This is a genomic window from Modestobacter sp. VKM Ac-2983, from assembly GCF_026967885.1.
Taxonomy (GTDB): Bacteria; Actinomycetota; Actinomycetes; order Mycobacteriales; family Geodermatophilaceae; genus Modestobacter.
The window spans coordinates 1,059,181-1,083,528 of the sequence record NZ_JAPVBK010000003.1 but is presented as its reverse complement, the minus strand read 5'-3'; the positions used below and the strand labels follow the sequence as shown (position 1 = coordinate 1,083,528).

Sequence of the window (24,348 nt, the reverse complement as noted above, 5' to 3'; positions counted from 1 at the left end):
CCGAAGACGCCGAAGGGGGATTTGTTACTTGGCACTGACTTTCGGCACGCTGTTGAGTTCTCAAGGAGCGGACGCGCTAGAAACCCGACCAATTTCTTGGCCTTCGTTCGAGGCGGCTTGTCCGACTGTACGCCGTGCACGGCTCGCTGTCACACCCGGGGGTCTGACCTCGCGGCTCCCGGCTCTTTCGACCCGGTCTCGCTCGGCGCAAAGAAGAACTTACGTGCCGTCCCGGGCTCCGTCAAACCGCCGGGGGGCTCTCGAGCGCCCCGAACGGCTCCCAGAGCCCGCCCCGAGGGAGAACCTGCAGGTCAGGGCCGACCACGCGATCGCAGATTGCGAGGCAGGTCACCTTCCGGAGTCCCCGGACCGAGCCGGAGACGGCACCAGAGGTCCTCAGAGGCCGAGCAGCGACTCGATCCCGACGGTCAGGCCGGGGCGGCGACCGATCTCCCGGACTGCGAGGAGCACACCGGGCATGAACGACGCCCGGTCGTAGGAGTCGTGCCGCAGGGTCAGCGTCTCCCCCGCTGCGCCCATCAACACCTCCTGGTGGGCGACGAGGCCGGCGAGCCGGACCGCGTGCACGGGCACGCCCTCGACGTCGGCACCGCGAGCCCCCGGCAGGGAGTCGGACGCCCGGGTCGCATCCGGGGCAGCCGGGACGCCCGCGGCTCGTCGAGCGGCCGCCACCAACCGGGCCGTCCGGGCTGCGGTGCCCGACGGGGCGTCGACCTTGTTCGGGTGGTGCAGCTCCACGATCTCCACGGACGGGAAGAAGCGGGCCGCCTCCTGGGCGAAGCGCATGAGGAGGACCGCCCCGATCCCGAAGTTGGGTGCGATGAGCACCCCGAGGTCGGGCTTGGGCTCCAGCCACTCGGCGATCGTGGCCAGCCGCTGCTCGTCGAACCCTGTCGTCCCGACGACGCAGTGGATGTTCTGGTCGATGCAGAAGCGGATGTTGTCCATGACGGAGTCGGGACGGGTGAAGTCGACGACCACCTGGGCACCGGCGTCGGCGACGTTGAACAGCCAGTCCCGCTCGTCGACCATGGCGACGAGTTCGAGGTCCTCGGCGGCGTCGACCGCCCGGCAGACCTCGGCGCCCATCCGGCCCCGGGCGCCGAGCACCCCCACCGAGACCAGCGGGGTCTCTCCGGAGGTGGCGGACGGGGGCTGGACGTCGGGGGCCGGTGGGGTGCTCATCCCGCGATGCTCACCAACGCGGGCCCCGCACGCAAGGCGGCACCCCACCCACCGGCACGGTCAGCTGGGCCGGGTCGCCCGGCTCCGGGCCACGGCGTCCCAGATCAGGAGCCCGACGGCGACCCCGGCGACGTCGGCGAGCAGGTCCGCGACCGAGGTCGACCGGTTGAGCACGGGCAGGGACTGGAGGAGTTCGCTGACCGATGCGTAGACGACCAGGACGACGGCGAGCACCCCCCGCCCCACACCCGCCCATCGGCCACTGACGGCCAGCACCGCGAACAGCAGCACGTGCACCACCTTGTCCACGCCCGCCGGAGCGGACGGGACACCCGAGGCCGGCGTGAACAGCACGGCCAGGGAGACCAGCACGACGACCGCGAACACGCCGCGTGCGAGCGCGCCGTGGACGGCGGACACCGTGGTCGGGCGGGAGGTCATCGGCGGCTCAGGCGGCGAGCAGCCGGTCGAGGTCGCGTTCGCGGTACGGGCCGACGACGGCCAGGCAGGTCGGCCGGGTGAACAGGTCGGCGGCTACCGCGCGCACCTGGCCTTCCTGCACGGCCTCGATCCGGTCGAGCACCGTCCGCACCGGCAGGTACTCACCGTAGGAGAGCTCGCTCTTGCCCAGCCGGCTCATCCGCGAGCCGGTGTCCTCCAGCCCCAGTACGAGACCGCCCTTGAGCTGGCCGCGCGCCCGGGCGACCTCCTCGGCGGTCAGGCCGGTGGCCGCGACCTCCGCGAGCCCGGCCCGGATCAGCCGGAGCACCTCGGGCACCCGCTTCGGCGAGCACCCGGCGTACACGGAGAAGCTCCCGGTCCCGGCGTAGTGGGTGAGCGAGGAGCCCACGCTGTACACCAGACCCCGCTTCTCCCGGATCTCCTGGAACAACCGCGAGCTCATGCCGCCGCCCACCGCCGCGTCCAGCACGGCTCCGGCGTAACGGCGATCGTCCAGCCGGCCCATCCCGATGCTGCCCAGCAGCAGGTGCGTCTGCTCGGTGCGCCGGTGGATCAGCCCGGTGGGCCGCGCGGCCGCGGCGAGAACGACGTCGGACCCCAGCCGCAGCGGGTCCGGCCGCGCTCCCCCGGTCAGCCGGTCGCCGAAGGCAGCGGTGACCAGGTCGAGCACCTGCTGGTGGTCGACCCGTCCGGCCGCCGACACGACGATCGAGGGGACGGCGTAACGGTCGCGGTACCAGCCGTCGACGTCGTCCCGGGTCAGCGCTTCGATCGAGGCCACGGTGCCGAGCACCGAGCGGCCCAACGGTGTGTCGCCGAACAGGGTCTCGGCGTACAGGTCGTGCACCGCATCGGCCGGCTCGTCGTCGCGCATCGCGATCTCCTCGAGCACCACGGTGCGCTCGGACTCCAGGTCCGGCGCGGTGTTGAGGGCCTCGGTCACGAGGTCCCCGAGGAGCGTCACCGCCAGCGGGAGGTCGCTGGCGAGCACGTTCGCGTAGTAGCAGGTGTGCTCCTTGGCGGTGAAGGCGTTCATCTCACCGCCGACGGCGTCCATCGCGGTGGCGATCTCCAGCGCCGTGCGGCTCTGGGTGCCCTTGAACAGCAGGTGCTCGAGGAAGTGCGAGGAGCCGCCCAGCTCCGGGCTCTCGTCCCGGGACCCGACGCCGACCCAGATGCCGAGCGTCGCCGACAGCACCCCGGGCATCGTCTCGGTGATCACCCGCAGACCGCCGGGGAGCTCGGTCCGCTCCACCCGACCACCGAATTCGTCGACGTCCAGCAGCTGCGTCACCCCGGGGGTGGTGACACCGACCGGGGCCGGGACGGACGCCGCAGCGCCCGCCCCGGCCCCGGTCAGGTCGGTACTCGTGTTCACGCCTCCGTGGGGGCGGCGGTCTCGTCGGCCGAGGCTGCGTCACCGGCGTCGCCGGCCTCACCCTCGACGACCGGCACCAGGCTGATCTTGCCGCGGGCGTCGATGTCGGTGATCTCGACCTGCAGCTTGTCGCCGACGTTCGCGACGTCCTCGACCTTGGCGATCCGCTTGCCGTTGCCCAGCTTGCTGATGTGGACCAGGCCGTCGCGGCCGGGCAGCAGCGAGACGAAGGCGCCGAAGGCCGTCGCCTTCACCACGGTGCCGAGGAACCGCTCGCCGACCTTGGGCAGCGTCGGGTTCGCGATGGCGTTGATCCGGTCGACCGCGGCCTGGGCCGAGGGGCCGTCGGAGGCGCCGACGTAGATCGTGCCGTCGTCCTCGATGGTGATGTCGGCGCCGGTCTCGTCCTGGATCGCGTTGATCATCTGCCCCTTCGGGCCGATGACCGCGCCGATCTTGTCGACCGGGATGCGCACCGTGGTCACCCGCGGGGCGTAGGCGCTCATCTCGTCGGGGCCGTCGATCGCCTCGAGCATGACGTCGAGGATGTGCAGCCGGGCCGCGCGGGCCTGGGTCAGCGCACCGGCGAGGACGTCGGAGGGGATGCCGTCGAGCTTCGTGTCCAGCTGGAGGGCCGTCACGAAGTCCTTGGTGCCGGCGACCTTGAAGTCCATGTCACCGAAGGCATCTTCGGCGCCGAGGATGTCGGTCAGCGCGACGTACTCGGTCTTGCCGTCGACCTCGTCGGAGACCAGGCCCATGGCGATGCCGGCGACGGCGGCCTTCAGCGGCACACCGGCGTTGAGCATGGACAGCGTCGAGGCGCAGACCGAGCCCATCGAGGTGGAGCCGTTGGAGCCGAGGGCCTCGGAGACCTGACGGATCGCGTAGGGGAACTCCTCGCGGTCCGGCAGCACCGGCAGCAGTGCCCGCTCGGCCAGCGCGCCGTGGCCGATCTCGCGGCGCTTGGGCGAGCCCACCCGGCCGGTCTCACCGGTGGAGTACGGCGGGAAGTTGTAGTTGTGCATGTAGCGCTTGCGGGTGACCGGGTTCAGCGTGTCCAGCTGCTGCTCCATGCGGAGCATGTTCAGCGTGGTGACGCCCATGATCTGGGTCTCGCCACGCTCGAACAGCGCCGAGCCGTGCACCCGCGGGAGCACCTCGACCTCGGCCGACAGCGGCCGGATGTCGGTGAGCCCACGGCCGTCGATGCGGATCTTGTCGCGCAGGATGCGCTGCCGGACGACCTTCTTGGTCACGGCGCGGAAGGCCCCGGAGATCTCCTTCTCCCGGCCCTCGAACTGGCCGGCCAGCGCGGCCTTGACCTCGTCCTTGAGCGCGTCGGTGGCCTCCTCGCGCTCCTGCTTGCCGGCGATGGCCTGGGCCACGGCGAGCTTCTCGGCGGCCTGGGCCTCGACGGCGGCGTACACGTCGTCCTGGTAGTCCAGGAAGCGGGGGAAGTGCGCCTCCGGCTTGGCGGCCTTGCCCGCCAGCGCGGACTGCGCCTGGCACAGCGCCTTGATGAACGGCTTCGCGGCCTCGAGGCCCTGGGCCACGACCTCCTCGGTCGGGGCGGTGGCGCCACCGGCGACCAGCTCGATGGTCTTCTCGGTGGCCTCGGCCTCGACCATCATGATCGCGACGTCGCCGTCGGGCAGGAGCCGGCCGGCCACGACCATGTCGAAGACGGCGTCCTCGAGCTCGGCGTGGGTCGGGAAGCCCACCCACTGGCCGTTGATCAGCGCCACCCGGGTCGCGCCGATCGGGCCGGAGAACGGCAGGCCGGAGAGCTGCGTGGACGCCGACGCGCCGTTGATGGCGAGCACGTCGTACAGGTGGTCGGGGTCCAGGGACAGGACGGTGATGACGACCTGGACCTCGTTGCGCAGGCCCTTGGCGAAGGTCGGCCGCAGCGGGCGGTCGATCAGCCGGCAGGTGAGGATGGCGTCCTCGGAGGGGCGGCCCTCGCGGCGGAAGAACGAGCCGGGGATCTTCCCGATCGAGTACATCCGCTCCTCGACGTCCACCGTCAGCGGGAAGAAGTCGAACTGCTCCTTGGGCTGACGGCCGGCCGTGGTGGCCGACAGCAGCGTGGTGTCGCCCATGGTGGCGACGACGGAGCCGGCGGCCTGCTTGGCGAGGCGGCCGGTCTCGAAGGTGACGGTGCGGGAACCGAGGGCCCCGTTGTCGATCACCGCGGTGGCGGTGAACACGCCGTCCTCGGCGTCGAAGTCGGTGGGATCTGTGGTGGGTGCGGACATCGTGTCCTCTTCCTACGTCGCATACGGCGACGTCCTCTTCGCGGCGTCGCGCCGGCGGCGTCCGGGGCGACCGGTCTTCGATCGAAGCCCTCGGGGTCTCGCTCGCGTTCCCTGCGCTCAGGCTCGCTGCGTCCCGGGGGCCACTACCGAGGACCGGCCCTCGCGGGGCGGCCGGCGTGGGGCCGGTGTTCCCGTGCGGCGGGTGCCGCACGAGTGAGGGGACCGTCCCGGCGTTGCCGGAGCGGTCCCCTCGGTGGTGCTAGCGGCGCAGGCCGAGCCGCTCGATGAGCGAGCGGTACCGGTTGATGTCGGTCTTGGCCAGGTAGTTCAGCAGCCGCCGACGACGACCGACCAGCAGGAGCAGGCCCCGCCGGCTGTGGTGGTCGTGCTTGTGCAGCTTGAGGTGCTCGGTCAGGTCGCTGATCCGTCGGGTCAGCATCGCGACCTGCACCTCGGGGGAACCGGTGTCGTTCTCGACCGTCGCGTACTCGGTCATGATCTGCTTCTTCGTCGCGCTCTCGAGCGCCATGGTGCCTCCAGGGCAGGTCACGTGTGGCCCCCGGTCTGTGTCACGGGGGCAGCATGCACACACGTCGGTCACCCGACGTCGGGATCGAGGTTACACGGCCGCACCAGGACCAGACCTCGCCGAGTGGGAGCGGGAGACCGGCCTGCGGGCGCGCAGTCGGCTCGCGACCCGGTGGGCCGCGGTCTCAGACCTCCAGGACGGCGCGGGTCCGGGCGACGTCCTCGCCCATGGCCACCAGCAGTTCCGGGACGCCGGGAAAGCTGAGCATCGGGCGCAGCCGCTCGACGAACTCCACGCCCACGTGCTCGCCGTAGAGGTCGCCCTCGAAATCGAGCAGGTGGGCCTCGACGGTGCGCCGGGCGCCGGCGAAGGTGGGGTTGCTGCCCACCGAGATCGCGGCCGGGTGGGTGCTGCGGCTGCCCCCGCGGTGGTCACGCAGCACCAGGCGCCCGGCGTACACCCCGTCGGCGGGGATCGCGGTGTGCGCGGGGCTCTCCACGTTGGCGGTCGGGTAGCCGAGCTCTCGTCCCCGACGGTCGCCCCGGACGACGATGCCGTCCACCCGGTGCGGGCGGCCCAGCGCCAGGGCGGCCGACCGCATGTCCCCGGCAGCTACGCAGGCCCGGATGTAGGTGGAGGAGATGGTCACCTCGCCGTCGCCGGCCAGGGCGGGAGCCGAGCCCACGCTGGTCAGGTCGATGCCCTCGACGCTGAACCCGAACCGCCGGCCCTCGGCGGCCAGCGTCTCGACCGTGCCGGCCGCCTTGTGCCCGTAGGTGAAGTTCCGGCCCACCACCACCTGGGCGGCGTGCAGGTGCTCGACCAGCACGGTGTGGGTGAACTCCCCCGGGGACAGCCGGCTGAACTCGGCGGTGAAGGGCAGCACGCACATCGCGTCCACGCCCAGCTCGGCCACCAGTTCCGCCTTTCGGTCGGCGGAGGTCAGGATCGCCGGGTGGGAGCCGGGCCGCACCACCTCGGAGGGGTGCGGGTCGAAGGTGAGCAGCAGCGCAGGGCGCCCGAGCGCCTGCGCGCGGGCGACCGCGGCACCGATCAGGTGCTGGTGGCCACGGTGCACGCCGTCGTACATCCCGACGGTGACCACCGTGCGCCCCAGGTCCTGCGGGGTCGAGTCCAGCCCACGCCAGCGCAGCACGCCGTTCCTCTCCGCCGGTGTCGAGTGGTCGACGCGCTCAGGAGGCCGCGGGCGCGACGCGGTGCAGCCAGCCGTGCGAGTCGGGCACCCGGCCGTGCTGCACGTCGAGCAGGTGCGCGCGCAGCTGCATGGTGAGCGGGCCGGGCTCCCCGGTGCCCACGGTGAAGTCGCCGGTGCGCGCCTTCACCTCACCGACGGGGGTGATGACGGCGGCGGTGCCGCAGGCGAACGTCTCGGTGATCGAGCCGTCGGCCACGCCGGCCCGCCACTCGTCCACGCTGAACTTCCGCTCGGTGACCGGATGCCCGAGCTCCCGGGCGACGGTGATCAGCGACTCGCGCGTGATGCCGGGCAGCAGCGTGCCGGTGAGCTCGGGGGTGACGAGCTCGGCGTCGGCGCCGGAGCCGAGGACGAAGAACAGGTTCATCCCGCCCATCTCCTCGACGTAGCGCTTCTCCACCGCGTCCAGCCAGACCACCTGGTCGCAGCCCGCGGCGATCGCCTGTTCCTGGGCCAGCAGGCTGGCGGCGTAGTTGCCGGCGCACTTGACGTCGCCGGTGCCGCCGGGGGCGGCCCGGATGTAGTCCTCGGAGAGGTAGACCGAGACCGGGTGCACGCCGCGTGGGAAGTAGGCGCCGGCCGGGCTGGCGATGACGATGAACAGGTACTCGTGCGCCGGGCGGACGCCGAGGAAGGGCTCCACGGCCAGCATGTACGGCCGGATGTAGAGGGTCTGGTCGGGGCCGGTCGGCACCCAGTCGCGGTCGGCGTCGACCAGGGCGTCGACAGCGGCGAGGAAGGACTCCGCGGGCACCTCGGGCATCGCCAGCCGGGCGGCGCTGCGGGCGAACCGGGCGGCGTTGGACTCCGGCCGGAAGGTGGCGACGCTGCCGTCGGGCTGGGCGTAGGCCTTGAGGCCCTCGAAGATCGACTGGGCGTAGTGCAGGGCGGCGGCGCTCGGGTCCAGCTGCAGCGGGGCGTAGGCGGTCAGCCGGGCATCGACCCAGCCCTGGCCGACGCGGTACCGGGCCACCACCATCGAGTCGGTGAAGTACCGGCCGAAGCCCGGGTCCTCCAGCTGACGACTGCGCTCGGCGACCGAACGGCGGGGCACGTCCTCCACGACCAGCGGCACACCCGCGGCGAAGTCCCGGGGGGAGGTACGGCTGTCGGCGAGCGTGTCGGTCATGGCTCCCACCTGCTGGTGCTCGTGCTGGAGCGAGGCCCGGCGGTTGCCCGGCCCGCACGGTCACCCTAGCCCGGCTGTACGGGCCCGCAGCACGTGCAGCGGGACGAACGCCGCCCGGGAACTGGTGCGGCCGGACGGACCGGCGAGCCCGGCCGTCGTCACCGCGGCGGCGACGACGGCACGGGCCGGCGGCTCAACTGCTCTTCGGTGCCGCGGACTCGACGACCTCGTAGCTCCACACGTGCTGCTGCGAGCGCTCGGCGGCCGGGGCCAGGGTGTCGCCCCCGCCGTCGTGCGCGCGGTCGAAGTCCTGGCTGCTCTGCCAGGCCTCGTAGGCCTCCTCGCTCGTCCACCGCGTGTAGACGAGGTATGCCTCGGTGCCCGCGACCGGGCGGAGCAGCTCGAACCACTCGAAGCCTGGGGTGGTCTCCACCGCACCGGCCCGGCCCTTGAACCGCTCCTCGAAGCGGGCTCGCTTGTCCTCGGGCATGGTCACGACGTTGATCTTGACGACGCTCATGCACGGCATCCTGCCCAGCGACGACCTGCTCGACACGGCGGGTACGCGAGACTGGTCGCCGTGACCGAGCAGCCGCGTACCGCCGACATCGGCCTCGCCCGGCTCGACCCCGATCGGGCGGCCCGGACGGGCACCCCGGAGGTGGTCTTCGCCGGCGGCAAGACCCCGGCCGAGACGGTCGCCTGCCTGGCCGGCCTGCTCGACGCCGGCGTCCCGCTGGCCTGGGCCACCCGGGTCGACGAGCCCACGGCTGCGGCGGTGCGTGACCGCTGGCCGGAGGCCCACGTCGACCCGGTCGCCCGGGTCGCCTGGGTGGGCACTCCCCCGGCCTCGGTCGGCCAGGTGCTCGTGCTGACCGCCGGCACGTCGGACGGCGCGGTCGCCGCCGAGGTCGCCGCCACCCTGGCCGCCAGCGGGGTGGGCTGCCGTCGGGTGGACGACGTCGGGGTGGCCGGCGTGCACCGGGTGCTGGCCGTCACCCCGGACCTGGCCGCAGCCGATGCGGTCGTCGTGGTCGCCGGGATGGACGGCGCGCTGCCCAGCGTGGTCGCAGGGCTCACCGACCGGCTGGTGGTCGCCGTCCCCACCTCGGTGGGCTACGGCGCCGCCTTCGAGGGCCTGGCCGCGCTGCTCACGATGCTCACCGCCTGCGCCCCCGGGGTGCTGGTGGTGAACATCGACAACGGCTTCGGCGCCGGGGTCGCGGCCGCGCGGATCGTCCGGTCAGCTCACCGGTAGCGCACCGGGTCGGGCAGCAGCTCGTTCATCGCCCCCGACCGGAAGCCCCGCGGGTCCAGCTCCACCCGGTCGAAGCCGGTGACCACGGCCAGCAGCTCCCGCCCGACCAGCGGCACCAGGGCTGCATCGACCTCGACCCGGGCCACGTCGTCCCCCATGTCCCGCACCCGCAGGTCGCGCACCGGGTGCCCGGCCCCGGTCAGCGCCGCCCGCAGCGCCGCCTCGGCGGCCTCCACCCGGGCCAGCCCGGCCGCCGACACCGGCACCCCGTAGGCGATCCGACTGGCCAGGCACGCCGCCGCCGGCTTGTCCGCCAACGGCAGACCCCACCGCCGGGCCGCCGCCCGGACGTCGTCCTTCGTCATCCCGGCCCGGGCCAGCGGCGCCCACGCCCCCCGCGCCGCCGCCGCGGCGATCCCCGGGCGGAACCCCGCCCGCAGGTCATCGGCGTTCGTGCCGGTCACCACGTCCGCGATCCCCAGCTCCGCGGCCAGCGGCGTCAGCACGTCGACCAGCTCGGACTTGCAGAACGCGCACCGGTTCCCGGCGTTGGCCACGTACCCCGGCCGCGACAGCTCATCGGTGCGCGGCTGCTCGTGCCGCACCCCCAGGCCCACCGCGAACTCGTGCGCCGCCACCCGCTCCGCGGCCGGCAGGCTCGCCGAGACCGCCGTCGCCGCGACCACCCGGTCGACGCCCAGGGCCCGCACCGCCGCGGCCAGCACCACCCCGGAGTCCACGCCACCGGAGAAGGCGACCAGCACCCCGGGCACCGCGGACAGCTCGGCGTCCAGCAGGGCCAGCCGGTGCTCCAGTCCACTCATCGTGGCCAGGGTGTCATCCGGGTCAGCCGGGCGGGAAGCCGACCGTGACCCGGGCGACCGACCCGGCGTCCTCCACCAGCGCGACCAGCCGCCCATCGGGGGCGATCGCCGCGTGCAGACCCGGGGCACCGGTGGCCGGGACCCGCTGCCCGTACCCCAGGGCGACGGCCTCCTCCGCGGTGAGCTCGCGGGCCGGGAAGACCGCCCGGGCGGCGTCGGTCAGGCCCAGGACTCCCGGGCCGCCGCCCGGGCCGGCCAACGCCCCGGCGGCCTCCTCGACCGGGCGGGCCGCGGCCGTGGCGAACGGTCCGGAGGCCGTGCGGCGCAGCGCGGTGAGATGGCCGCCCACCCCGAGGGTCGCGCCCACGTCCCGGGCGATCGCCCGGATGTAGGTCCCGGTGCTGCAGGAGACGGTCACGTCGACGTCGACCAGGTCGGGGGTCGGACGGCGCACCGCGTGGACGTCGACCCGGTGCACGGTGACCGACCGGGCCGCCAGCTCGAACTCCTCGCCGGCCCGCACCCGGTCGTAGGAGCGCCGGCCGTCGACCTTCACCGCGCTGACCGACGACGGCACCTGCTGCAGCGGGCCGACCTGGGCGGCCAGGGCGGCGCGGACGGCGTCCTCGGTGACCGCGGCGGCCGACGCGGTGGCGGTCACCTCGCCCTCGCGGTCGTCGGTGACCGTCGTCTGGCCCAGCCGGACGGTGGCCTCGTAGGTCTTGTCGGAGCCGGCGAGGTGGCCGAGCAGCCGGGTGGCCGAGCCGACGCCGAGCACCAGCAGCCCGGTGGCCATCGGGTCCAGCGTGCCGGCGTGCCCCACCTTGCGCACCGACAGCACCCGCCGGGCGCGCGCAACGACGTCGTGAGAGGTCATGCCACCGGCCTTGTCGACCAGCAGCAGGGACGGCGGGACGTCGGCATCAGGCTTCCTGGGACTCACGCTGCCACGCTCTCACCCAGCCAGGCGGTGCCGCGCATCCGCCAGCCGACCGCGACCAGCCGGAGCACGATGAACAGGGTCAGGCCGGTCCAGACCCCCGGCAACCCCCAGTCCAGCCAGCCGGAGAGCAACGACAGCGGGACGAACCCGAGCAGGGCTGCGCCGACGGTGACCGTGCGCAGGTAGGCGACGTCGCCGGCCCCCATGAGCACCCCGTCCAGGGCGAAGACGACCCCGGCCAGCGGCTGCATCAGCGCCAGGAACCACCACACGACGCCCGCCTCGGCGAGCACGGCCGGGTCGTCGGTGAACAACGGCGGCAGCACCGGTCGCAGGGCGAGCAGCAGGACGGCGACCAGGACGCCGGTGCCCAGCCCCCAGCCGACCACCCGACCGGCGGTGGCCCGGGCCTCGGCCGGGCGGGCAGCGCCCAGTGCCGTGCCGACGAGGGTCTGCGCGGCGATGGCGTAGGCGTCGAGCACCAGGGCCAGGAACAGCCACAGCTGCAAGGCGATCTGGTGCGCACCGAGCTCCGCGGTGCTCGACCGGGCCACGACCGCAGCGGCTGCGGCGAAGGCCAGCTGGAGCACCGCTGCGCGCAGCAGCAGGTCCCGCCCGAGCACGAGCTGGGCCCGCAGCGCGGTCGGCCGGGGCCGCAGCGAGATGGCCGAGCCGGCCAGCTCCCGGGTCAGCGCACGCACGAAGAGCGCCGCGGAGACGGCCTGGCCGAACACGTTCGCCACCGCCGAACCGACCAGGCCCATCCCGACCGTGTGCACCAGCAGGGGGCACAGCACCAGGCTGACCAGGCTGCCGGCCAGCACGTAGCCCATCGGCCGGCGCAGCTCCTGCACGCCACGCAGCCAGCCGTTGCCCGCCAGCGCGATCAGCAGCAGCGGGAGGCCCAGGCTGGCGACCCGCAGCCACTCCTCGGCGGCGTCGGCTACCGGGCCGGCGCCACCGGCGAGCAGCCGGGTCAGCGGCCCGGCCGCGACCTGGAAGACGGCGGCCAGCCCGACGCCGAGTCCGAGAGCCAGCCAGGTCGCCTGGACGCCCTCGGCGACCGCGCCGGCCCGGTCACCGGCCCCGGCGCGACGAGCCGCGCGGGCGGTGGTGCCGTACGCGAGGAAGTTCAGCAGCGCGGCCACGTAGGCGAGCAGGCCGCCCCCGACCGCCAGCCCGCCGAGGCTCACGGTCCCGAGGTTGCCGACCACCGCGGTGTCGACCAGCAGGTACAGCGGCTCAGCGGCGAGCACCACCAGGGCCGGTGCCGCCAGGGACGGGATCGACCTGCTCAGCGGGCCAGCTCCTGCCGGAGCGCGGCGATCGTGCCCTCCCGGTCACCGGTCGAGGTGTAGCCGGCGGCTGCGCGGTGACCACCGCCCCCGAGGGCCATCGCCACCCGAGCCAGGTCGGTGGCCCCGCGCGAACGGAGGGAGACCGACCAGGAGCCGTCGTCCTGACCCTTGAGGACGCAGGCCACGTCGGCCTCCGCGGTCGCCCGGACGACGTCGACCAGGGCCTCGAGCTGGTCGGCGGCCAGGCCGTGCGCCTCCGCCTCGGCTGCCGTCGACCAGGTCCAGACCAAGCCGGCGCCGACGTCCCGTTCCAGCACCGCCCGGCCGGTGACGGCCGAGAGCAACCCCAGCCAGCCGAACGGAGCGGTGTCGAACAGCTGCTGGCTGATCGCCGCGTGGTCGATGCCCGTGCGCAGCAGCCGGGCGGCCAGTTCGTGTGTCCCCGGTGCGGTGTTGCCGAAGCGGAAGGAGCCGGTGTCGGCCGTCAGCCCCGCGTAGAGGCAGGTGGCCAGCGACTCGTCGAGCTCGACGCCCAGCCCGTCCAGCAGGTCCGCGACGAGCACGACGGTGGCGGCGGCGTGCGGCTCGACCACCCGGATCTCGCCGAACCCCGGGTTGCTGGCGTGGTGGTCGACGACGACCGACCGCCGTGCCGTGGTCAGCAGGGCCGCCAGGTCACCCAGGCGACCCGGGGCGGCGGCGTCCAGGCTGACGAAGACGTCGACGTCCGCCGGCACGCTCCGCGGTGGGACAAGCTGCCCGGCACCGGGGAGCCAGCCCAGCGAGGCCGGCAACGTGAACGGCTCGGGGAAGGTCGTGACCACCCGGGCGCCACAGCGGCGCAGCCCCTCGGCCAGCGCCAGGGTGCTGCCCAGGGCGTCCGCGTCAGGCTGCACGTGCCCGGACAGCACGATGGTCTGTCCGGCGGCCGCCGCAGCGGCGAGCAGCTCCACGGCCGCGTCCGCGGGCGCGGAGACGGTGGTCATCGGTTCAGGTGCCGTCCGGGCCGGCGTGCGGTGGCTGCTGCGGCTCGGGGTCGGTGTTGCCACCGCCCACCGCGTAGTGCGTGCCGTCGTCCGGCTCGTCCGCCGCGATGCTGTCGGTCGTCCCGACGTCGCCCTGCTTGCCGCCGGCGGTGGGGTCACCGGTGGCCGGCTCCTCCCGACCGCCGAACCCGGCCGCCGGCTGCTGCCCGGCCAGGTCGTCCGGGTCCGGGTCGACGGCCCCGGTCACGATGCGTTCCGCTCGGCAGCGGCGGACGGGCGGCCGTCGGCGTAGCCGTCGGTGCGCCCGGCAGCAGCGTCCGCCGGCTCGTCGGTCGCGACGGCGACGTCGTCACCCTCGTCCGCGTCCTCGTCCTCGGCGTCGTCCGCGGGCTTGCGGTACGGGTCGGGCTCGCCGGCGTACTCGGCGCCCTCCCGGGCGCGCGCCAGCTCAGCGTCGGCCTCCCGGACACGGGCCAGCGCCTCCTCCAGCTCCCGGGCGGTGTCCGGGACGATGTCGGCGACGAAGGTGAGCGTGGGCACGAACTTGATCCCGGTCTGCTTGCCCACGGTGGAGCGGAGCACACCGGTGGCGCTGGCGAGGGCCCGCGCGGAGTCCTCGATCTGCTGCGCGTCGCCGTAGACGGTGTAGAACACCGTCGCCTCGCGCAGGTCACTGGTGACCCGCGCGTCGGTGATGGTGACCATCCCGAGGCGGGGGTCCTTGATCTGCATCTCGATCGTGGCGGAGACGATCTGGCGGATGCGCACCGCCAGCCGTCGCGCCCGGGCCGGGTCGGCCATCTCGGATCTCCTGGTTCGTGGGATGGAGCGACCCCTCGCCGGGGCCCGCCGAGAACGTTCCAGCGGCGGGGCGAGGGGTTCGTCCGTCAGTCGGTCTCGCTGAACAACTGCCGGTGCGTGGACAGCAGCGTCACCTCCGGCCGGTCTGCCAGCAACCGCTCGCAGGCGTCGAGGACGTCGGTCACCTGAGCGGGCTGGCCCGCCACCGTGGCGACCCCGATCCGCGTACGACGGTGCAGGTCGGGGTCGCCCACCTCGGCGGCGGCCACGGCGAAACGGCGCCGTAGCTCGGCCACGATCGGCCGGACCACGGCGCGCTTCTCCTTGAGGGAGTGCACGTCGCCCAGCAACAGGTCGGCGGTGAGCGTGCCCGTGAACACGCTCACCGCCTCCTCTGCTGCTCAGTGCGTCGCGCGGCCCCCGTGGGCCTTCGTCAGGCGCGCGGCTTCTCGCGCAGCTCGAACGTCTGGATGACGTCCTCGGGCTTGATGTCGTTGAACGACCCCAGCCCGACACCGCACTCGTAGCCCTCCCGGACCTCGGTCGCGTCGTCCTTGAAGCGACGCAGCGACTCGACGGTCAGGTTGTCCGCGACCACGGCGCCGTCCCGGATGAGACGGGCCTTGGAGTTGCGGACGATCGTGCCGCTGCGCACCAGCGAGCCGGCGACGTTGCCGATCTTCGGGACCCGGAAGACCTCGCGGACCTCCGCGGTGCCCAGCTGGACCTCTTCGTACTCGGGCTTGAGCATGCCCTTGAGCGCGGACTCGATCTCCTCGATGGCCTGGTAGATGACCGTGTAGTACCGGACGTCCACGCCTTCGCGGGCGGCGAGCTCGGTGGCCTGGCCCTCGGCCCGGACGTTGAAGCCCAGGACGATGACGTCGTCGGCCAGCGCCAGGTCGATGTCGCTCTTGGTGATCCCACCGACGCCGCGGTGGATGACCCGCAGCGTGAGGTCGTCGCTCACCTCGATCTTCATCAGGGCCTCTTCGAGCGCCTCGACGGTGCCCGAGTTGTCGCCCTTGATGATCAGGTTGAGCTGACGGGTCTCCCTGAGCGCCGCGTCGAGGTCCTCCAGGCTGATCCGCTTCCGCATGGACGCGTTCTGCGCATTGCGGATGCGGGCCTGACGGCGATCGGCGATCTGCCGGGCGATCCGGTCCTCCTCGACGACGAGGAAGGTGTCCCCGGCGCGCGGCACGGAGGTCAGGCCGACGACCTGGACCGGGCGGGCCGGCAGGGCCTCCTTGAGCTTGTTGCCGTGCTCGTCGAGCAGCGACCGGACGCGACCGTAGGCGTCGCCGGCCACGATCGAATCGCCCTGGCGCAGGGTGCCGCGCTGGACCAGCACCGTGGCGACGGGGCCACGACCCTTGTCCAGCTTGCCCTCGATGACCACACCCTGAGGGTCCTGGCCCACGTTGGCGCGCAGGTCCAGCGAGGCGTCGGCGGTCAGCAGGATCGAGGTCAGCAGGTCGTCGAGGCCCTGACGGGTGGTCGCGGAGACGTCGACGAACATCGTGTCGCCGCCGTACTCCTCGGCCACCAGCCCGTACTCGGTGAGCTGCTGACGGATCTTGGCGGGGTTGGCCCCCTCCTTGTCGATCTTGTTGACCGCGACCACGATCGGCACCTCGGCGGCCTGGGCGTGGTTGAGCGCCTCCACCGTCTGCGGCATGACGCCGTCGTCGGCGGCCACGACCAGGACGACGATGTCGGTGACCTTCGCGCCACGGGCACGCATCGCGGTGAACGACTCGTGACCCGGGGTGTCGATGAAGGTGACCGGGCGCTCGTTGCCCTCGAGCTCGGTGACGATCTGGTAGGCGCCGATGTGCTGGGTGATGCCACCGGCCTCCTTGCCCGCCACGTTGGCGTGCCGGAGCGCGTCCAGGAGCTTGGTCTTCCCGTGGTCGACGTGACCCATGACGGTCACCACCGGCGGACGGATGCCCCAGTCGTCCTCGTCGTCGCTCTCCTCGTCACCGAAGGTGAGGTCGAAGGTGTCGAGGAGCTCGCGGTCCTCGTCCTCCGGGCTGACGACCTGGATGACCCAGCCGATCTCGGCACCCAGGAGCTGCAGGGTGTCGTCGTTGACCGACTGCGTCGCGGTGATCATCTCGCCCAGGTGGAACAGGGCGGTGACCAGCGCGGCCGGCTCGGCGTTGATCCGCTCGGCAAGGTCGGTCAGCGAGGCGCCACGCGGCAGGCGGACGGTCTGTCCGTTGCCACGGGGCAGCGAGACGCCGCCCATGCTGGGCGCCGCCATGGAGTCGAACTCCTGACGCCGCTGCTTCTTGCTCTTGCGCCCACGGACCGGACCGCGACCACCCGGACGCCCGAAGGCACCCGCGGTGCCGGCACCCGAGCCACCGCGGCCACGACCACGGCCACCGCCGCCACCACCGGGACGGAAACCGCCACCGGCCGGCGCGCCGCCACCGGGACCGCCGGGGCCGCCGCCACCGGGACGGAAGCCACCGCCACCGCCGGGACCACCAGGACGGCCACGACCACCGGCACCGCCGGGGCCACCAGGGCCACCAGGGCCACCGGCGCGACCGCCACCGGCCGGCCGCGGCGGCATCATGCCGGGGCTCGGACGCTGCGGCATCATGCCGGGGTTGGGACGGGGTCCACCCGGACCGGCGGCGGGACGGGGCCCGCCGGGACCGGACGCGGGGCGCGGGCCACCGGCACCGGCACCCGGACGGGGCCCACCCGGAGCCGGACGCGGCCCACCGGGACCGGCCTGGCCGGGCGCACCGCCACCCGGACGCGGACCGGCGGCCGGACGCGGGGCGCTGCTGAAGGGGTTGTTGCCCGGCCGGGGGGCCGGACGGGGGCCGGGCCGCGGCCCGGGAGCGGCCGGACGCGGGGCACCCGGAGTGGCTCCACCGGCGGCCGGGCCGCCGGTCGGTGCACCACCGGCGGGACGCGGACCCGGGGCAGCCGGACGGGTGCCCGGCTGGGCCGGGGCGGCCGGAGCCTGCTGGTCCGGGGCGCTGGCAGCGGGCTGCTGCGCATCCGGTGCCTCGGCCGCCGGCTGCTGCGGCGCCGGCCGGGGGCCGGGACGCGGGCCGGGGGCAGCCGGACGGGCCGGCGCCGGAGCCGGCACGTCAGCCCGTGCCGCAGGAGCCTGCGGGGCAGGTGCCTGAGGTGCGGCCGGAGCCGGGGTCGGTGCTGCGGGGGCCGGAGCCGCCGGGGCGGCCGGAGCAGCCGCCACGGGCGGGGCCGGTCGAGGGCCGGGTGCGCCGGGACGGGGACCGGGGCGCGCGCCAGAGGCGTTGCCGCCCCCGCCGGAGCTCGGGGCGCCGTCGCCGGGGAAGGCCTCACGCAGCCGTCGGGCCACCGGGGCCTCGACGGTGGACGAGGCGGACTTCACGAACTCGCCCTGCTCCTTGAGCTTGGCGAGCACTGTCTTGCTGTCGATACCGAGCTCTTTCGCGAGCTCGTGTACGCGGGCCTTGCCTGGCACGGGTCTCCTCTGGTGAGGCCGGCGGCTGGCCCGCTCGACCTCTGATTCAGTGGTGCATGGTCATCGTGGCGACTTCACGGGTTGCTCATCCGAGGTCGTCCTGCTCTCGACTGTGGACCGGCCGGGTGCCGGTCCGACTGGATCGCGCTCAGTGCTGGGTGCTCACTGCCTGGTGCTCGGTGCTGTCCGCCCGGGACCGGCGCCGTGGCAGGTCAGCTGACCTGCCGGAGGACGTGGGCCTCGAGCGAGCCGGTCTCCAGCGGCGTGCTGCTGCGCAGCGCGCGCGGGAAGGCCCGGCGCCGGACTGCTGCCTGCAGGCACTCCGCGGTGGGGTGCAGTGACGCACCCCGGCCGGGGAGCCGTCGCCGCGGGTCAGGGGTGAGCCCCCCGCCGCGGACGACGACACGCAACAGCTCGGTGACCGGTGCGCGTCGCCGGCACCCCACACAGGTGCGGACCGGCGTCGACGAATCGGCCATCACGGAGTCTAGCGCGCCGTGGGCCCGGGATGTTCCGCGCGCCGCACGGGCGGCCGCTGACCGCCCTGCGGACCACGGGCACCGGGCCGGCCGGCCTGCACTCCCGGACGCAGCGGAGCCCGCCCGACGCCCGGGGAGACCGGCGCACCGCCGTCGATGGACTCGGCGTCACTGCGGATGTCGATGCGGCACCCGGTGAGCCGGGCGGCCAGCCGGGCGTTCTGCCCCTCCTTGCCGATCGCGAGCGACAGCTGGTAGTCGGGCACGACCACCTGGACGGCCCGGGCGGCCGCGTCGACCACCCGTGCGCTGGTGACCCGCGCTGGGGACAGCGCAGAGGCGACGAAGCTCGCCTCGTCGTCGGACCAGTCGACGATGTCGATCTTCTCGCCGTGCAGGTCGCTCATCACGTTGCGGACCCGCTGGCCCATCGGGCCGATGCAGGCGCCCTTGGCGTTGAGCCCGGGGACGCTGGTGCGGACGGCGATCTTCGACCGGTGCCCGGCCTCCCGGGCCACCGCGACGATCTCCACGCTGCCGTCGGCGACCTCGGGCACCTCCAGCGCGAAGAGCTTGCGCACCAGGTTGGGGTGGGTGCGCGACAGCGTCACCTGCGGACCGCGGAAGGTGCGGGCGACGGAGACGACGTAGGCCTTCAGGCGGCTGCCGTGGCGGTAGTCCTCGCCGGGCACCTGCTCGGGCGCCGGCAGGGTGGCCTCCACCTTGCCGATGTCGACCAGCACCATGCCCTGGGTGTTGCGGCGGTCGTGCGCCTGCACGATGCCGCTGACGATGTCGCCCTCCTTGCCGGCGTACTCACCGAACGTCTGCTCGTGCTCGGCGTCCCGGAGCCGCTGGATGATCACCTGCTTGGCGGTGCTGGCCGCGATCCGGCCGAAGTCGGAGGGGGTGTCGTCCCACTCGTGCACGACCTCACCGTCCGGGCCCAGCTCCTGCGCCAGGACGGCGACCTCGCCGCTCTTGCGGTCGATCTGCACGCGCACGTGCTTGGCCGCCCCGTCCGCGTGCCGGTAGGCGGTGACCAGGGCGGTCTCGATCGCCTGCAGCACCGTGTCCGCGGGGATGCCCTTCTCCCGCTCGACCGCCTTGAGGGCCGTCACGTCGATGTTCACTTGTTGCCTCCTCGTCGCGGCCGGGGGTCCCGCGGCGCGTGGCGCGGGGCCGGTCGCCCGGGCCTCCCGCTCGCGTCGGTCGCGTCGACCCCGGCCGGGTCCTGCTCGTGGTGGTGCTCGGCGCCCGCGGGCACCTCGTCGTCGGTCTCGTCGTCGTCCTGGTGCGCCTCGTCGTCCTGGTGCTCGTCGTCGTGCTCGTCATCGTCGTGCTCGTCGACGTCGTGTTCGTCGCCGTCGCCGTCCCCGAGGTGGACCAGCGCGGCGTCGCGGTGCCCGGCCGGACGGGTGAACTCGACCTGCACCCGGGCCTCGCCCAGCTCGGCCCAGCGCACGGTGCGCTCGCCGACCGCCTTGCGCACCTGGCCCTTCTTGGTGCCGCCCTTCTCCACGGCCAGCACGACCCCGTCGTCGTCGACCCGGAGCACCCGCCCGGTCAGCTGGTCCCGGCCGGAGTCGGGGCCGACGGCGACGCTGACCAGCCGGCCGACGTTGCGACGCCAGTGCCGCGGCAGGGTGAGCGGACGGTCGACGCCGGGGCTGGTGACCTCGAGGACGTACGGCGAGCGCCCCAGCGCCTCGTCCTGCGCGTCGAGCACCTCCGACAGCGCGCGACTGAGCTCGGCGACGTCGTCCAGGCTCACCCCGGCGTCCCGGTCGATCACGACCCGGACCACCGAACGCTGGCCGGCGGGTCGGACGACGAGTTCCTCCAGGTCGTAGCCGGCGGCGGTGACCACCGGCTCGACCCAGCCGGTCAGCTTGGCGGTCACCACGTCCGCGGTGCCGGCACCTCGGGTGGACACCGACTGCCTCCTGTTGTCTGGGAACCGCGACGTCTGGAACAACGACGTGTCCACCGGAGGTGGACCCGGTGGCCCGTCCGGTCGGACCCGACGGGCCACCGGCGTGCTGCGCGTGAACCGTCAGGCTACCGCTCGCACCGCCGGCACCACCGGTCCCACAGGTGGCGACCGCCGCGCCGGTGCGTTCGGAGAGGAGAGCCCCCCGGGACTGTCAGGATGGACGGCGATGTCCGGACTCCTCCCCGCTCCCCCGGCCGCCGGCACCTTCACCCGACGCAGCCTGCTGGTCGCCACCCTCGTCGGCACCGCGCTGGTCGCCACCGGCTGCACCGGCACCCCCGGCGACGTGACCGACGCGGTCACGCCGGCGCAGGTCGACCAACTGGCCGCCCAGGTCCGGGTGCAGGAGGCCGTGGTGACCGCCTACGACCAGGCGTTGAGCACCGCCCCGGAGCTCGCCGCGTCGCTGACCCCGCTCGCCGCGCAGGCACTGGCGCAGCTGGACCGGCTCCGGGCAGCCGCCCCCGGGGACCTCGGCACGACCGCCGCGGCGACCAGCGGCAGCGCCGCACCCACCGACCCGACGGAGGCGCGCGCCTGGCTGCGGGGCCTCGTCGGCACTGCGGCCGCCGCACACGCCGCGGCCTGCCCGGAGTTCACCGGAGGCCGCGCGGCGCTGCTCGGCAGCATCGCGGCGGGCCTCCGGGGGCAGGAGACGGTGCTGGCATGACCGCTGCTCCGGAGCACACGGCCGGGAGACGGGACGACGATGGCTGACGGGACCCGCTCACCCTCCGCGTCGCCGACCGCACCGGAGGACGCCGCACTGCAGGAGGCGCTGGCCGCGGCCCGCGTGGCGATCTGGGGCTACGGGGTCGTCGGTGCGGCGCTCCCGCCGGAGTCCCGGGACCTCGTCGTCGCGTGCGAGCTGGCGTACCTGGACCTCCGCGACCAGCTGATCGCCCTGCTCAGCGCCCGGCAGGTCGAGCCGGTCGACGACGAACCGGGGTACACGCTGCCCTTCCCGGTGCTGTCCCCGGTCGACGCCGCGTCGCTGGCGGTCACGCTGGAGGAGGGGTCGTCCGCAGCCTGGACCTGGGTGCTGGACCAGGCGACCGAGCGCAGCACGCGCGAGCTCGGCGTCGCGGCGCTGGGCGCCGCCGAGCTGCGGGCGGTCGGCTGGCGTGTCCGGGCCGGCCTCACCCCACCCACCACTGCGTTCCCGGGCCTGCCGGAGGCCTAGCCGCCGAGGGCGGCGAGGAAGGCGTCGGCGACCGGGACGGCGACACTGCTGGACTGCCCGGCCTCGACCAGGACGGCGAAGGCGATGTCGCCCTGGGGACCGCCGAGCTGGTAGCCCATGAACCACCCGTGTGCGTCCAGCGGGGTGTTCGTGCCGTACTCCGCGGTGCCGGTCTTCCCGTACACCTCACCGCGGTCCGCCAGCTCGGCGGCCGTCCCACCGACCACCACCTGACGCATCATCGGCCGCAACGCGTCGAGGACGGCCGGGGCGGGCCCGGCGGGGGCCGCACCGGCCGGGTCGTCGCCGACGACCTCCACGGGCACGGCAGGGGTGCCGCTGGCGATGCCGGCGGCGACGAGCGCCAGCTGCGCCGGGCTCATCAGCACCTGGCCCTGACCGATCGCGTCGGCGGCCTCGGTGGTGCCGGTGCTGGCCGTGGGCACGTCCCCGCTGAAGACGTCGACCGGCAACTGCCAGTCGGTGCCCACCCCGTAGGAGGCGGCCGCTCCGGCGAGCGCCCCATCGGGGAGGGTCAGTGCCTGCTGGATGAAGGTGGTGTTGCAGGACCGGGCGAACGCCTCGGTCATCGCCACCGTCCCGAGGTCGAACTGGTCCTCGTTCTCGAACTCCCGGCCCTCCACCGTCGTCGTGGCCGGGCAGGGCACGAGCGTGTCCGGGGCGACCGTGCCGGCCGACAGCAGCGCCGTCGCCGTGATCGTCTTCATGGCCGAGCCGGGTGGGAACTGCCCGGCCAGGGCGTTCACCGGGTTCGCCGCCTCGTTCGAGCTGACCGCCAGGAGCTCCCCGGTGCCCGGCCGGACCGCCACCAGGTGGGTGGCGAGCGGCTGGGTGGCCACGGCGGCGTCGGCGGCGTTCTGGACCGCCGGCAGCAGCGGGGTCTGGACGGGGGTGCCCGGCACGGGCTCGACGGTCCCCACCACCCGCCCGGGGTCCTCGAGGGCCTCGTCGGTGCTGACCACCCGGACGGTGAACCCGGGAGTGCCGGCCAGCTGCTCCTGGCGGGCCCGCTGCAGGCCGGACAGGCCCAGCCGGTCCCCGGCGGCGTAGCGCTGCTCGCCGTCGGCGTCGGCGGAGCCCTCCAGCACCTCGGCGGTGGCCTCCCCGACCCGGCCCAGCAACGCGAGCCCGAACCGGGACGAGGGCGCCAGCAACCGGGTACTGGTCGGGAAGACCGCGCCGGGCAGGTCGTAGACCTGGGCGCGGATCGCCTCGAAGTCCGGGCGGCGGAGGGTGATCACCGGGACGAACTGCCCGGCCGGCGCCGCCTGCACGTCGGCGGTGATCTCCTCCGCCGGGATCCCGGTCGCCGCGGCCAGCCCGGCGGCCAGCGCCGGCAGGTCGGTGACCTGGCCGGTGTCCACCCCGACGTCGACCACCTCCGTCTCGGCGAACAGCGGCGCGCCGGTGCCGTCGGTGATCGGTGCGCGCTCCGGCAGCGACCGGGCGAGCTCGAGCTGCTGGCCGTCGGCCAGCTCCGGGTGGACGACGGCCGGGGAGGCGACGACCTCCCAGCGGTCCTCGCCGTCCTGCTCGCCCTCCCGGAGCTCCAGGGTGGCGTCGTAGGTCCAGTCCGGTGCCGCGGCGAGGTCCCAGGTGGCCTGCCAGGTGACGGTCGCCGCGCCGTCCTCGACCTGCACGTCGCCCAGCTCGGTGGTCAGGGTCGCGTCGGGCAGGTCCTCGGCGGTCTGCTCGAGCAGGGCACCGGTCGCCGCGGGGTCGGTGGTGCGGTCGGCGGCTGCGTCCGCCCGGCCCGCGGCCCAGTCGTCGAGGAACGCCTGGGCGGCGTCCCGGACGTCGTCGGAGGGGTCGCTGGAGCACCCGGCCAGCAACGGGGCGAGCACCAGCACCGCGGCGCCTCCGGCCATCGCCCCCCGGCGGGTCGCCCCGCGCCTGCTGCTGGACCCGTCTCGGCTGCGCACGGCCCCACCCTGGCAGAAGACCGCGGCCGATCCGGAACTCCTCGCCGCACCAGCCCCACGGCCCACAGGACGGCGGGAACAGGACGTCTAGAACAGGACGGAGGCGAACGTGCCGACCTGCTGGAAGCCGACCCGCTCGTAGGCGGCGCGCGCGGCGTGGTTGTAGTCGTTGACGTAGAGGCTCACCACCGGGGCGATCGCCGCGCGGGCGTACTCGACCACCGCTGCGGTGCCCCGCTGCCCGATCCCCTGCCCCCGGTGCTCCGGGGAGACCCACACGCCCTGCACCTGGCACGCGTCCCGGGAGACGGCGCCGACGTCTGCCTTGAAGAGCACCTCACCGTGCTCGATCCAGGCGAGCGAGTGGCCCGCACGGACCATCTCCGCCACCCGGGCGCGGTAGCCGGCACCGCCGTCGACCCGCGTGGGGCTGACCCCCACCTCCTCGGTGAACATGGCGACCGCGGCCGGCAGCAGGGTGTCGAGCTCCTCGGGCCGCACCGGGCGCACCCGCGGCTCCACCGGGACCTGCGAGGGGCCCGAGATGGCCAGCAGCGGCTGACGAGCGCGCACCTCGCGCGCCGGGCCCCAGTAGGGCGCCAGCACCTCCCACAGCGGCAGCACGGCCGCCGCCGGGCCGACGACGGTCGAGCACCGTCGCCCGGCCCGCCGGGCCCGGTCGGCGAACGCGTCCGCCGCCGCCTGCTCGGCACCGGGCCTGGCCAGGGGGATCAGGTTGGCGCCGGCCAGGCAGACCGCGTCCAGCCGGCGACCGGCGTACAGGCCCCACAGCGGCGCACCCAGGGACGCCGTCGCGGTGCCGTGGGTCTCGATCCGCCCGGCGAGCATGCAGGCGCCGACCGGGTCGGTGGCCAGCAGCTCCCGGACGGCGCCCTCGTCGCCGGCGTCCAGGACCCGGACGGGGGACGACGAGCGCAGCACGCGGACCACTGTCCTCGGTCGACCGGTGCGGGC

Annotated in this window: 24 protein-coding genes and 1 pseudogene; 3 read left to right on the top strand and 22 right to left on the bottom strand. The window is 74.3% G+C overall.

What is annotated here, in order from left to right; translation table 11 throughout:
* Window positions 1–396: 396 nt before the first annotated feature.
* The 8 genes from dapB to O2W18_RS17150 form a co-directional block, all read right to left on the bottom strand.
* Window positions 397–1,206 carry a 4-hydroxy-tetrahydrodipicolinate reductase gene (dapB, locus tag O2W18_RS17185; RefSeq protein ID WP_269188649.1) on the bottom strand — a complete coding sequence of 270 codons (810 nt, stop codon included), beginning with the start codon at window positions 1,204–1,206 and terminating at the stop codon, window positions 397–399.
* A gap of 60 nt (window positions 1,207–1,266) precedes the next feature.
* Window positions 1,267–1,647: a VanZ family protein gene (locus O2W18_RS17180; protein ID WP_269188648.1), complete on the bottom strand. Its 381-nt coding sequence runs from the start codon at window positions 1,645–1,647 to the stop codon at window positions 1,267–1,269.
* A gap of 7 nt (window positions 1,648–1,654) precedes the next feature.
* Window positions 1,655–3,046 (bottom strand): M16 family metallopeptidase, encoded by a 1,392-nt coding sequence (locus O2W18_RS17175; RefSeq protein WP_269188647.1) that lies wholly within the window; start codon window positions 3,044–3,046, stop codon window positions 1,655–1,657.
* Entirely contained in the window at window positions 3,043–5,307 is a 2,265-nt protein-coding gene (locus O2W18_RS17170; protein WP_269188646.1) for a polyribonucleotide nucleotidyltransferase, read from the bottom strand. Before O2W18_RS17170 ends, O2W18_RS17175 begins: the two co-directional genes overlap by 4 nt.
* A gap of 259 nt (window positions 5,308–5,566) precedes the next feature.
* Window positions 5,567–5,836, bottom strand: a complete 270-nt coding sequence (rpsO, locus tag O2W18_RS17165; RefSeq protein WP_091942961.1) for a 30S ribosomal protein S15 — start codon at window positions 5,834–5,836, stop codon at window positions 5,567–5,569.
* Window positions 5,837–6,020: 184 nt separating this feature from the next.
* Entirely contained in the window at window positions 6,021–6,992 is a 972-nt protein-coding gene (locus O2W18_RS17160) for a bifunctional riboflavin kinase/FAD synthetase (RefSeq protein ID WP_269188645.1), read from the bottom strand.
* A 37-nt stretch (window positions 6,993–7,029) separates the two neighbouring features.
* Window positions 7,030–8,181 (bottom strand): branched-chain amino acid aminotransferase, encoded by a 1,152-nt coding sequence (locus O2W18_RS17155; RefSeq protein WP_269188644.1) that lies wholly within the window; start codon window positions 8,179–8,181, stop codon window positions 7,030–7,032.
* A 193-nt stretch (window positions 8,182–8,374) separates the two neighbouring features.
* Window positions 8,375–8,701: an antibiotic biosynthesis monooxygenase family protein gene (locus O2W18_RS17150; protein ID WP_269188643.1), complete on the bottom strand. Its 327-nt coding sequence runs from the start codon at window positions 8,699–8,701 to the stop codon at window positions 8,375–8,377.
* Between the two features lie 60 nt (window positions 8,702–8,761).
* Between O2W18_RS17150 and larB the strand changes: the two genes are divergently transcribed.
* Window positions 8,762–9,439 (top strand): nickel pincer cofactor biosynthesis protein LarB, encoded by a 678-nt coding sequence (gene larB, locus O2W18_RS17145; protein ID WP_269188642.1) that lies wholly within the window; start codon window positions 8,762–8,764, stop codon window positions 9,437–9,439.
* On the opposite strand, the gene O2W18_RS17140 is transcribed toward larB, so the two are convergent.
* The 12 genes and pseudogenes from O2W18_RS17140 to rimP form a co-directional block, all read right to left on the bottom strand.
* On the bottom strand, window positions 9,430–10,263 hold the full coding sequence (locus O2W18_RS17140; protein ID WP_269188641.1) for an ExsB family transcriptional regulator: 834 nt from the start codon (window positions 10,261–10,263) through the stop codon (window positions 9,430–9,432). The genes larB and O2W18_RS17140 overlap by 10 nt on opposite strands.
* Window positions 10,264–10,285: 22 nt before the next feature.
* On the bottom strand, window positions 10,286–11,206 hold the full coding sequence (gene truB, locus O2W18_RS17135) for a tRNA pseudouridine(55) synthase TruB (protein ID WP_269188640.1): 921 nt from the start codon (window positions 11,204–11,206) through the stop codon (window positions 10,286–10,288).
* A complete protein-coding gene (locus O2W18_RS17130) occupies window positions 11,203–12,465 on the bottom strand; it encodes an MATE family efflux transporter (protein WP_269188639.1) in 1,263 nt (420 codons plus the stop codon). Before O2W18_RS17130 ends, truB begins: the two co-directional genes overlap by 4 nt.
* Window positions 12,466–12,500: 35 nt before the next feature.
* Window positions 12,501–13,490, bottom strand: coding sequence for a DHH family phosphoesterase (locus O2W18_RS17125; RefSeq protein WP_269188638.1), 990 nt, complete (start codon window positions 13,488–13,490; stop codon window positions 12,501–12,503).
* Window positions 13,491–13,494: 4 nt separating this feature from the next.
* A complete protein-coding gene (locus O2W18_RS17120; protein WP_269188637.1) occupies window positions 13,495–13,737 on the bottom strand; it encodes a hypothetical protein in 243 nt (80 codons plus the stop codon).
* Window positions 13,734–14,291: a 30S ribosome-binding factor RbfA gene (rbfA, locus tag O2W18_RS17115; RefSeq protein ID WP_269188636.1), complete on the bottom strand. Its 558-nt coding sequence runs from the start codon at window positions 14,289–14,291 to the stop codon at window positions 13,734–13,736. Before rbfA ends, O2W18_RS17120 begins: the two co-directional genes overlap by 4 nt.
* A gap of 86 nt (window positions 14,292–14,377) precedes the next feature.
* The gene (locus O2W18_RS17110) at window positions 14,378–14,677 is read right to left on the bottom strand and encodes a DUF503 domain-containing protein (RefSeq protein ID WP_269184254.1); all 300 of its coding nucleotides are present in this window, start codon (window positions 14,675–14,677) and stop codon (window positions 14,378–14,380) included.
* Window positions 14,678–14,724: 47 nt separating this feature from the next.
* Window positions 14,725–16,563: a translation initiation factor IF-2 gene (infB, locus tag O2W18_RS17105; RefSeq protein WP_269171013.1), complete on the bottom strand. Its 1,839-nt coding sequence runs from the start codon at window positions 16,561–16,563 to the stop codon at window positions 14,725–14,727.
* 1,068 nt (window positions 16,564–17,631) lie between these two features.
* A pseudogene (locus O2W18_RS17100) lies at window positions 17,632–17,772 on the bottom strand (translation initiation factor IF-2 N-terminal domain-containing protein); the annotation flags it as partial.
* Between the two features lie 212 nt (window positions 17,773–17,984).
* Window positions 17,985–18,251, bottom strand: coding sequence for a YlxR family protein (locus O2W18_RS17095; RefSeq protein ID WP_269170978.1), 267 nt, complete (start codon window positions 18,249–18,251; stop codon window positions 17,985–17,987).
* Window positions 18,252–18,259: 8 nt separating this feature from the next.
* Window positions 18,260–19,384: a transcription termination factor NusA gene (nusA, locus tag O2W18_RS17090; protein WP_269188635.1), complete on the bottom strand. Its 1,125-nt coding sequence runs from the start codon at window positions 19,382–19,384 to the stop codon at window positions 18,260–18,262.
* The gene (rimP, locus tag O2W18_RS17085; RefSeq protein ID WP_269188634.1) at window positions 19,381–20,187 is read right to left on the bottom strand and encodes a ribosome maturation factor RimP; all 807 of its coding nucleotides are present in this window, start codon (window positions 20,185–20,187) and stop codon (window positions 19,381–19,383) included. The genes nusA and rimP overlap by 4 nt, the downstream gene beginning before the upstream one ends.
* A 226-nt stretch (window positions 20,188–20,413) precedes the next feature.
* Between rimP and O2W18_RS17080 the strand changes: the two genes are divergently transcribed.
* Together O2W18_RS17080 and O2W18_RS17075 are read left to right on the top strand one after the other, a co-directional pair.
* Window positions 20,414–20,917 (top strand): hypothetical protein, encoded by a 504-nt coding sequence (locus tag O2W18_RS17080; protein ID WP_269188633.1) that lies wholly within the window; start codon window positions 20,414–20,416, stop codon window positions 20,915–20,917.
* Window positions 20,918–20,956: 39 nt separating this feature from the next.
* A complete protein-coding gene (locus tag O2W18_RS17075; RefSeq protein ID WP_269188632.1) occupies window positions 20,957–21,430 on the top strand; it encodes a ferritin-like domain-containing protein in 474 nt (157 codons plus the stop codon).
* Here O2W18_RS17075 and O2W18_RS17070 read toward each other — a convergent pair.
* Window positions 21,427–23,373 carry a penicillin-binding transpeptidase domain-containing protein gene (locus tag O2W18_RS17070; RefSeq protein WP_269188631.1) on the bottom strand — a complete coding sequence of 649 codons (1,947 nt, stop codon included), beginning with the start codon at window positions 23,371–23,373 and terminating at the stop codon, window positions 21,427–21,429. The two genes, O2W18_RS17075 and O2W18_RS17070, sit on opposite strands and share 4 nt — an antisense overlap.
* A gap of 87 nt (window positions 23,374–23,460) precedes the next feature.
* On the bottom strand, window positions 23,461–24,315 hold the full coding sequence (locus O2W18_RS17065) for a GNAT family N-acetyltransferase (RefSeq protein WP_269188630.1): 855 nt from the start codon (window positions 24,313–24,315) through the stop codon (window positions 23,461–23,463).
* Window positions 24,316–24,348 lie beyond the last annotated feature (33 nt).

Excerpts from the sequence above, each read along its gene's own strand:
- dapB (WP_269188649.1), bottom strand. The coding sequence starts at position 1,206 with ATGAGCACCCCACCGGCCCCCGACGTCCAGCCCCCGTCCGCCACCTCC.
- O2W18_RS17180 (WP_269188648.1), bottom strand. The coding sequence starts at position 1,647 with ATGACCTCCCGCCCGACCACGGTGTCCGCCGTCCACGGCGCGCTCGCA.
- O2W18_RS17170 (WP_269188646.1), bottom strand. The coding sequence starts at position 5,307 with ATGTCCGCACCCACCACAGATCCCACCGACTTCGACGCCGAGGACGGC.
- rpsO (WP_091942961.1), bottom strand. The coding sequence starts at position 5,836 with ATGGCGCTCGAGAGCGCGACGAAGAAGCAGATCATGACCGAGTACGCG.
- O2W18_RS17155 (WP_269188644.1), bottom strand. The coding sequence starts at position 8,181 with ATGACCGACACGCTCGCCGACAGCCGTACCTCCCCCCGGGACTTCGCC.
- O2W18_RS17150 (WP_269188643.1), bottom strand. The coding sequence starts at position 8,701 with ATGAGCGTCGTCAAGATCAACGTCGTGACCATGCCCGAGGACAAGCGA.
- O2W18_RS17140 (WP_269188641.1), bottom strand. The coding sequence starts at position 10,263 with ATGAGTGGACTGGAGCACCGGCTGGCCCTGCTGGACGCCGAGCTGTCC.
- O2W18_RS17125 (WP_269188638.1), bottom strand. The coding sequence starts at position 13,490 with ATGACCACCGTCTCCGCGCCCGCGGACGCGGCCGTGGAGCTGCTCGCC.
- rbfA (WP_269188636.1), bottom strand. The coding sequence starts at position 14,291 with ATGGCCGACCCGGCCCGGGCGCGACGGCTGGCGGTGCGCATCCGCCAG.
- infB (WP_269171013.1), bottom strand. The coding sequence starts at position 16,563 with ATGGCGGCGCCCAGCATGGGCGGCGTCTCGCTGCCCCGTGGCAACGGA.
- O2W18_RS17095 (WP_269170978.1), bottom strand. The coding sequence starts at position 18,251 with ATGGCCGATTCGTCGACGCCGGTCCGCACCTGTGTGGGGTGCCGGCGA.
- O2W18_RS17080 (WP_269188633.1), top strand. The coding sequence starts at position 20,414 with ATGTCCGGACTCCTCCCCGCTCCCCCGGCCGCCGGCACCTTCACCCGA.
- O2W18_RS17075 (WP_269188632.1), top strand. The coding sequence starts at position 20,957 with ATGGCTGACGGGACCCGCTCACCCTCCGCGTCGCCGACCGCACCGGAG.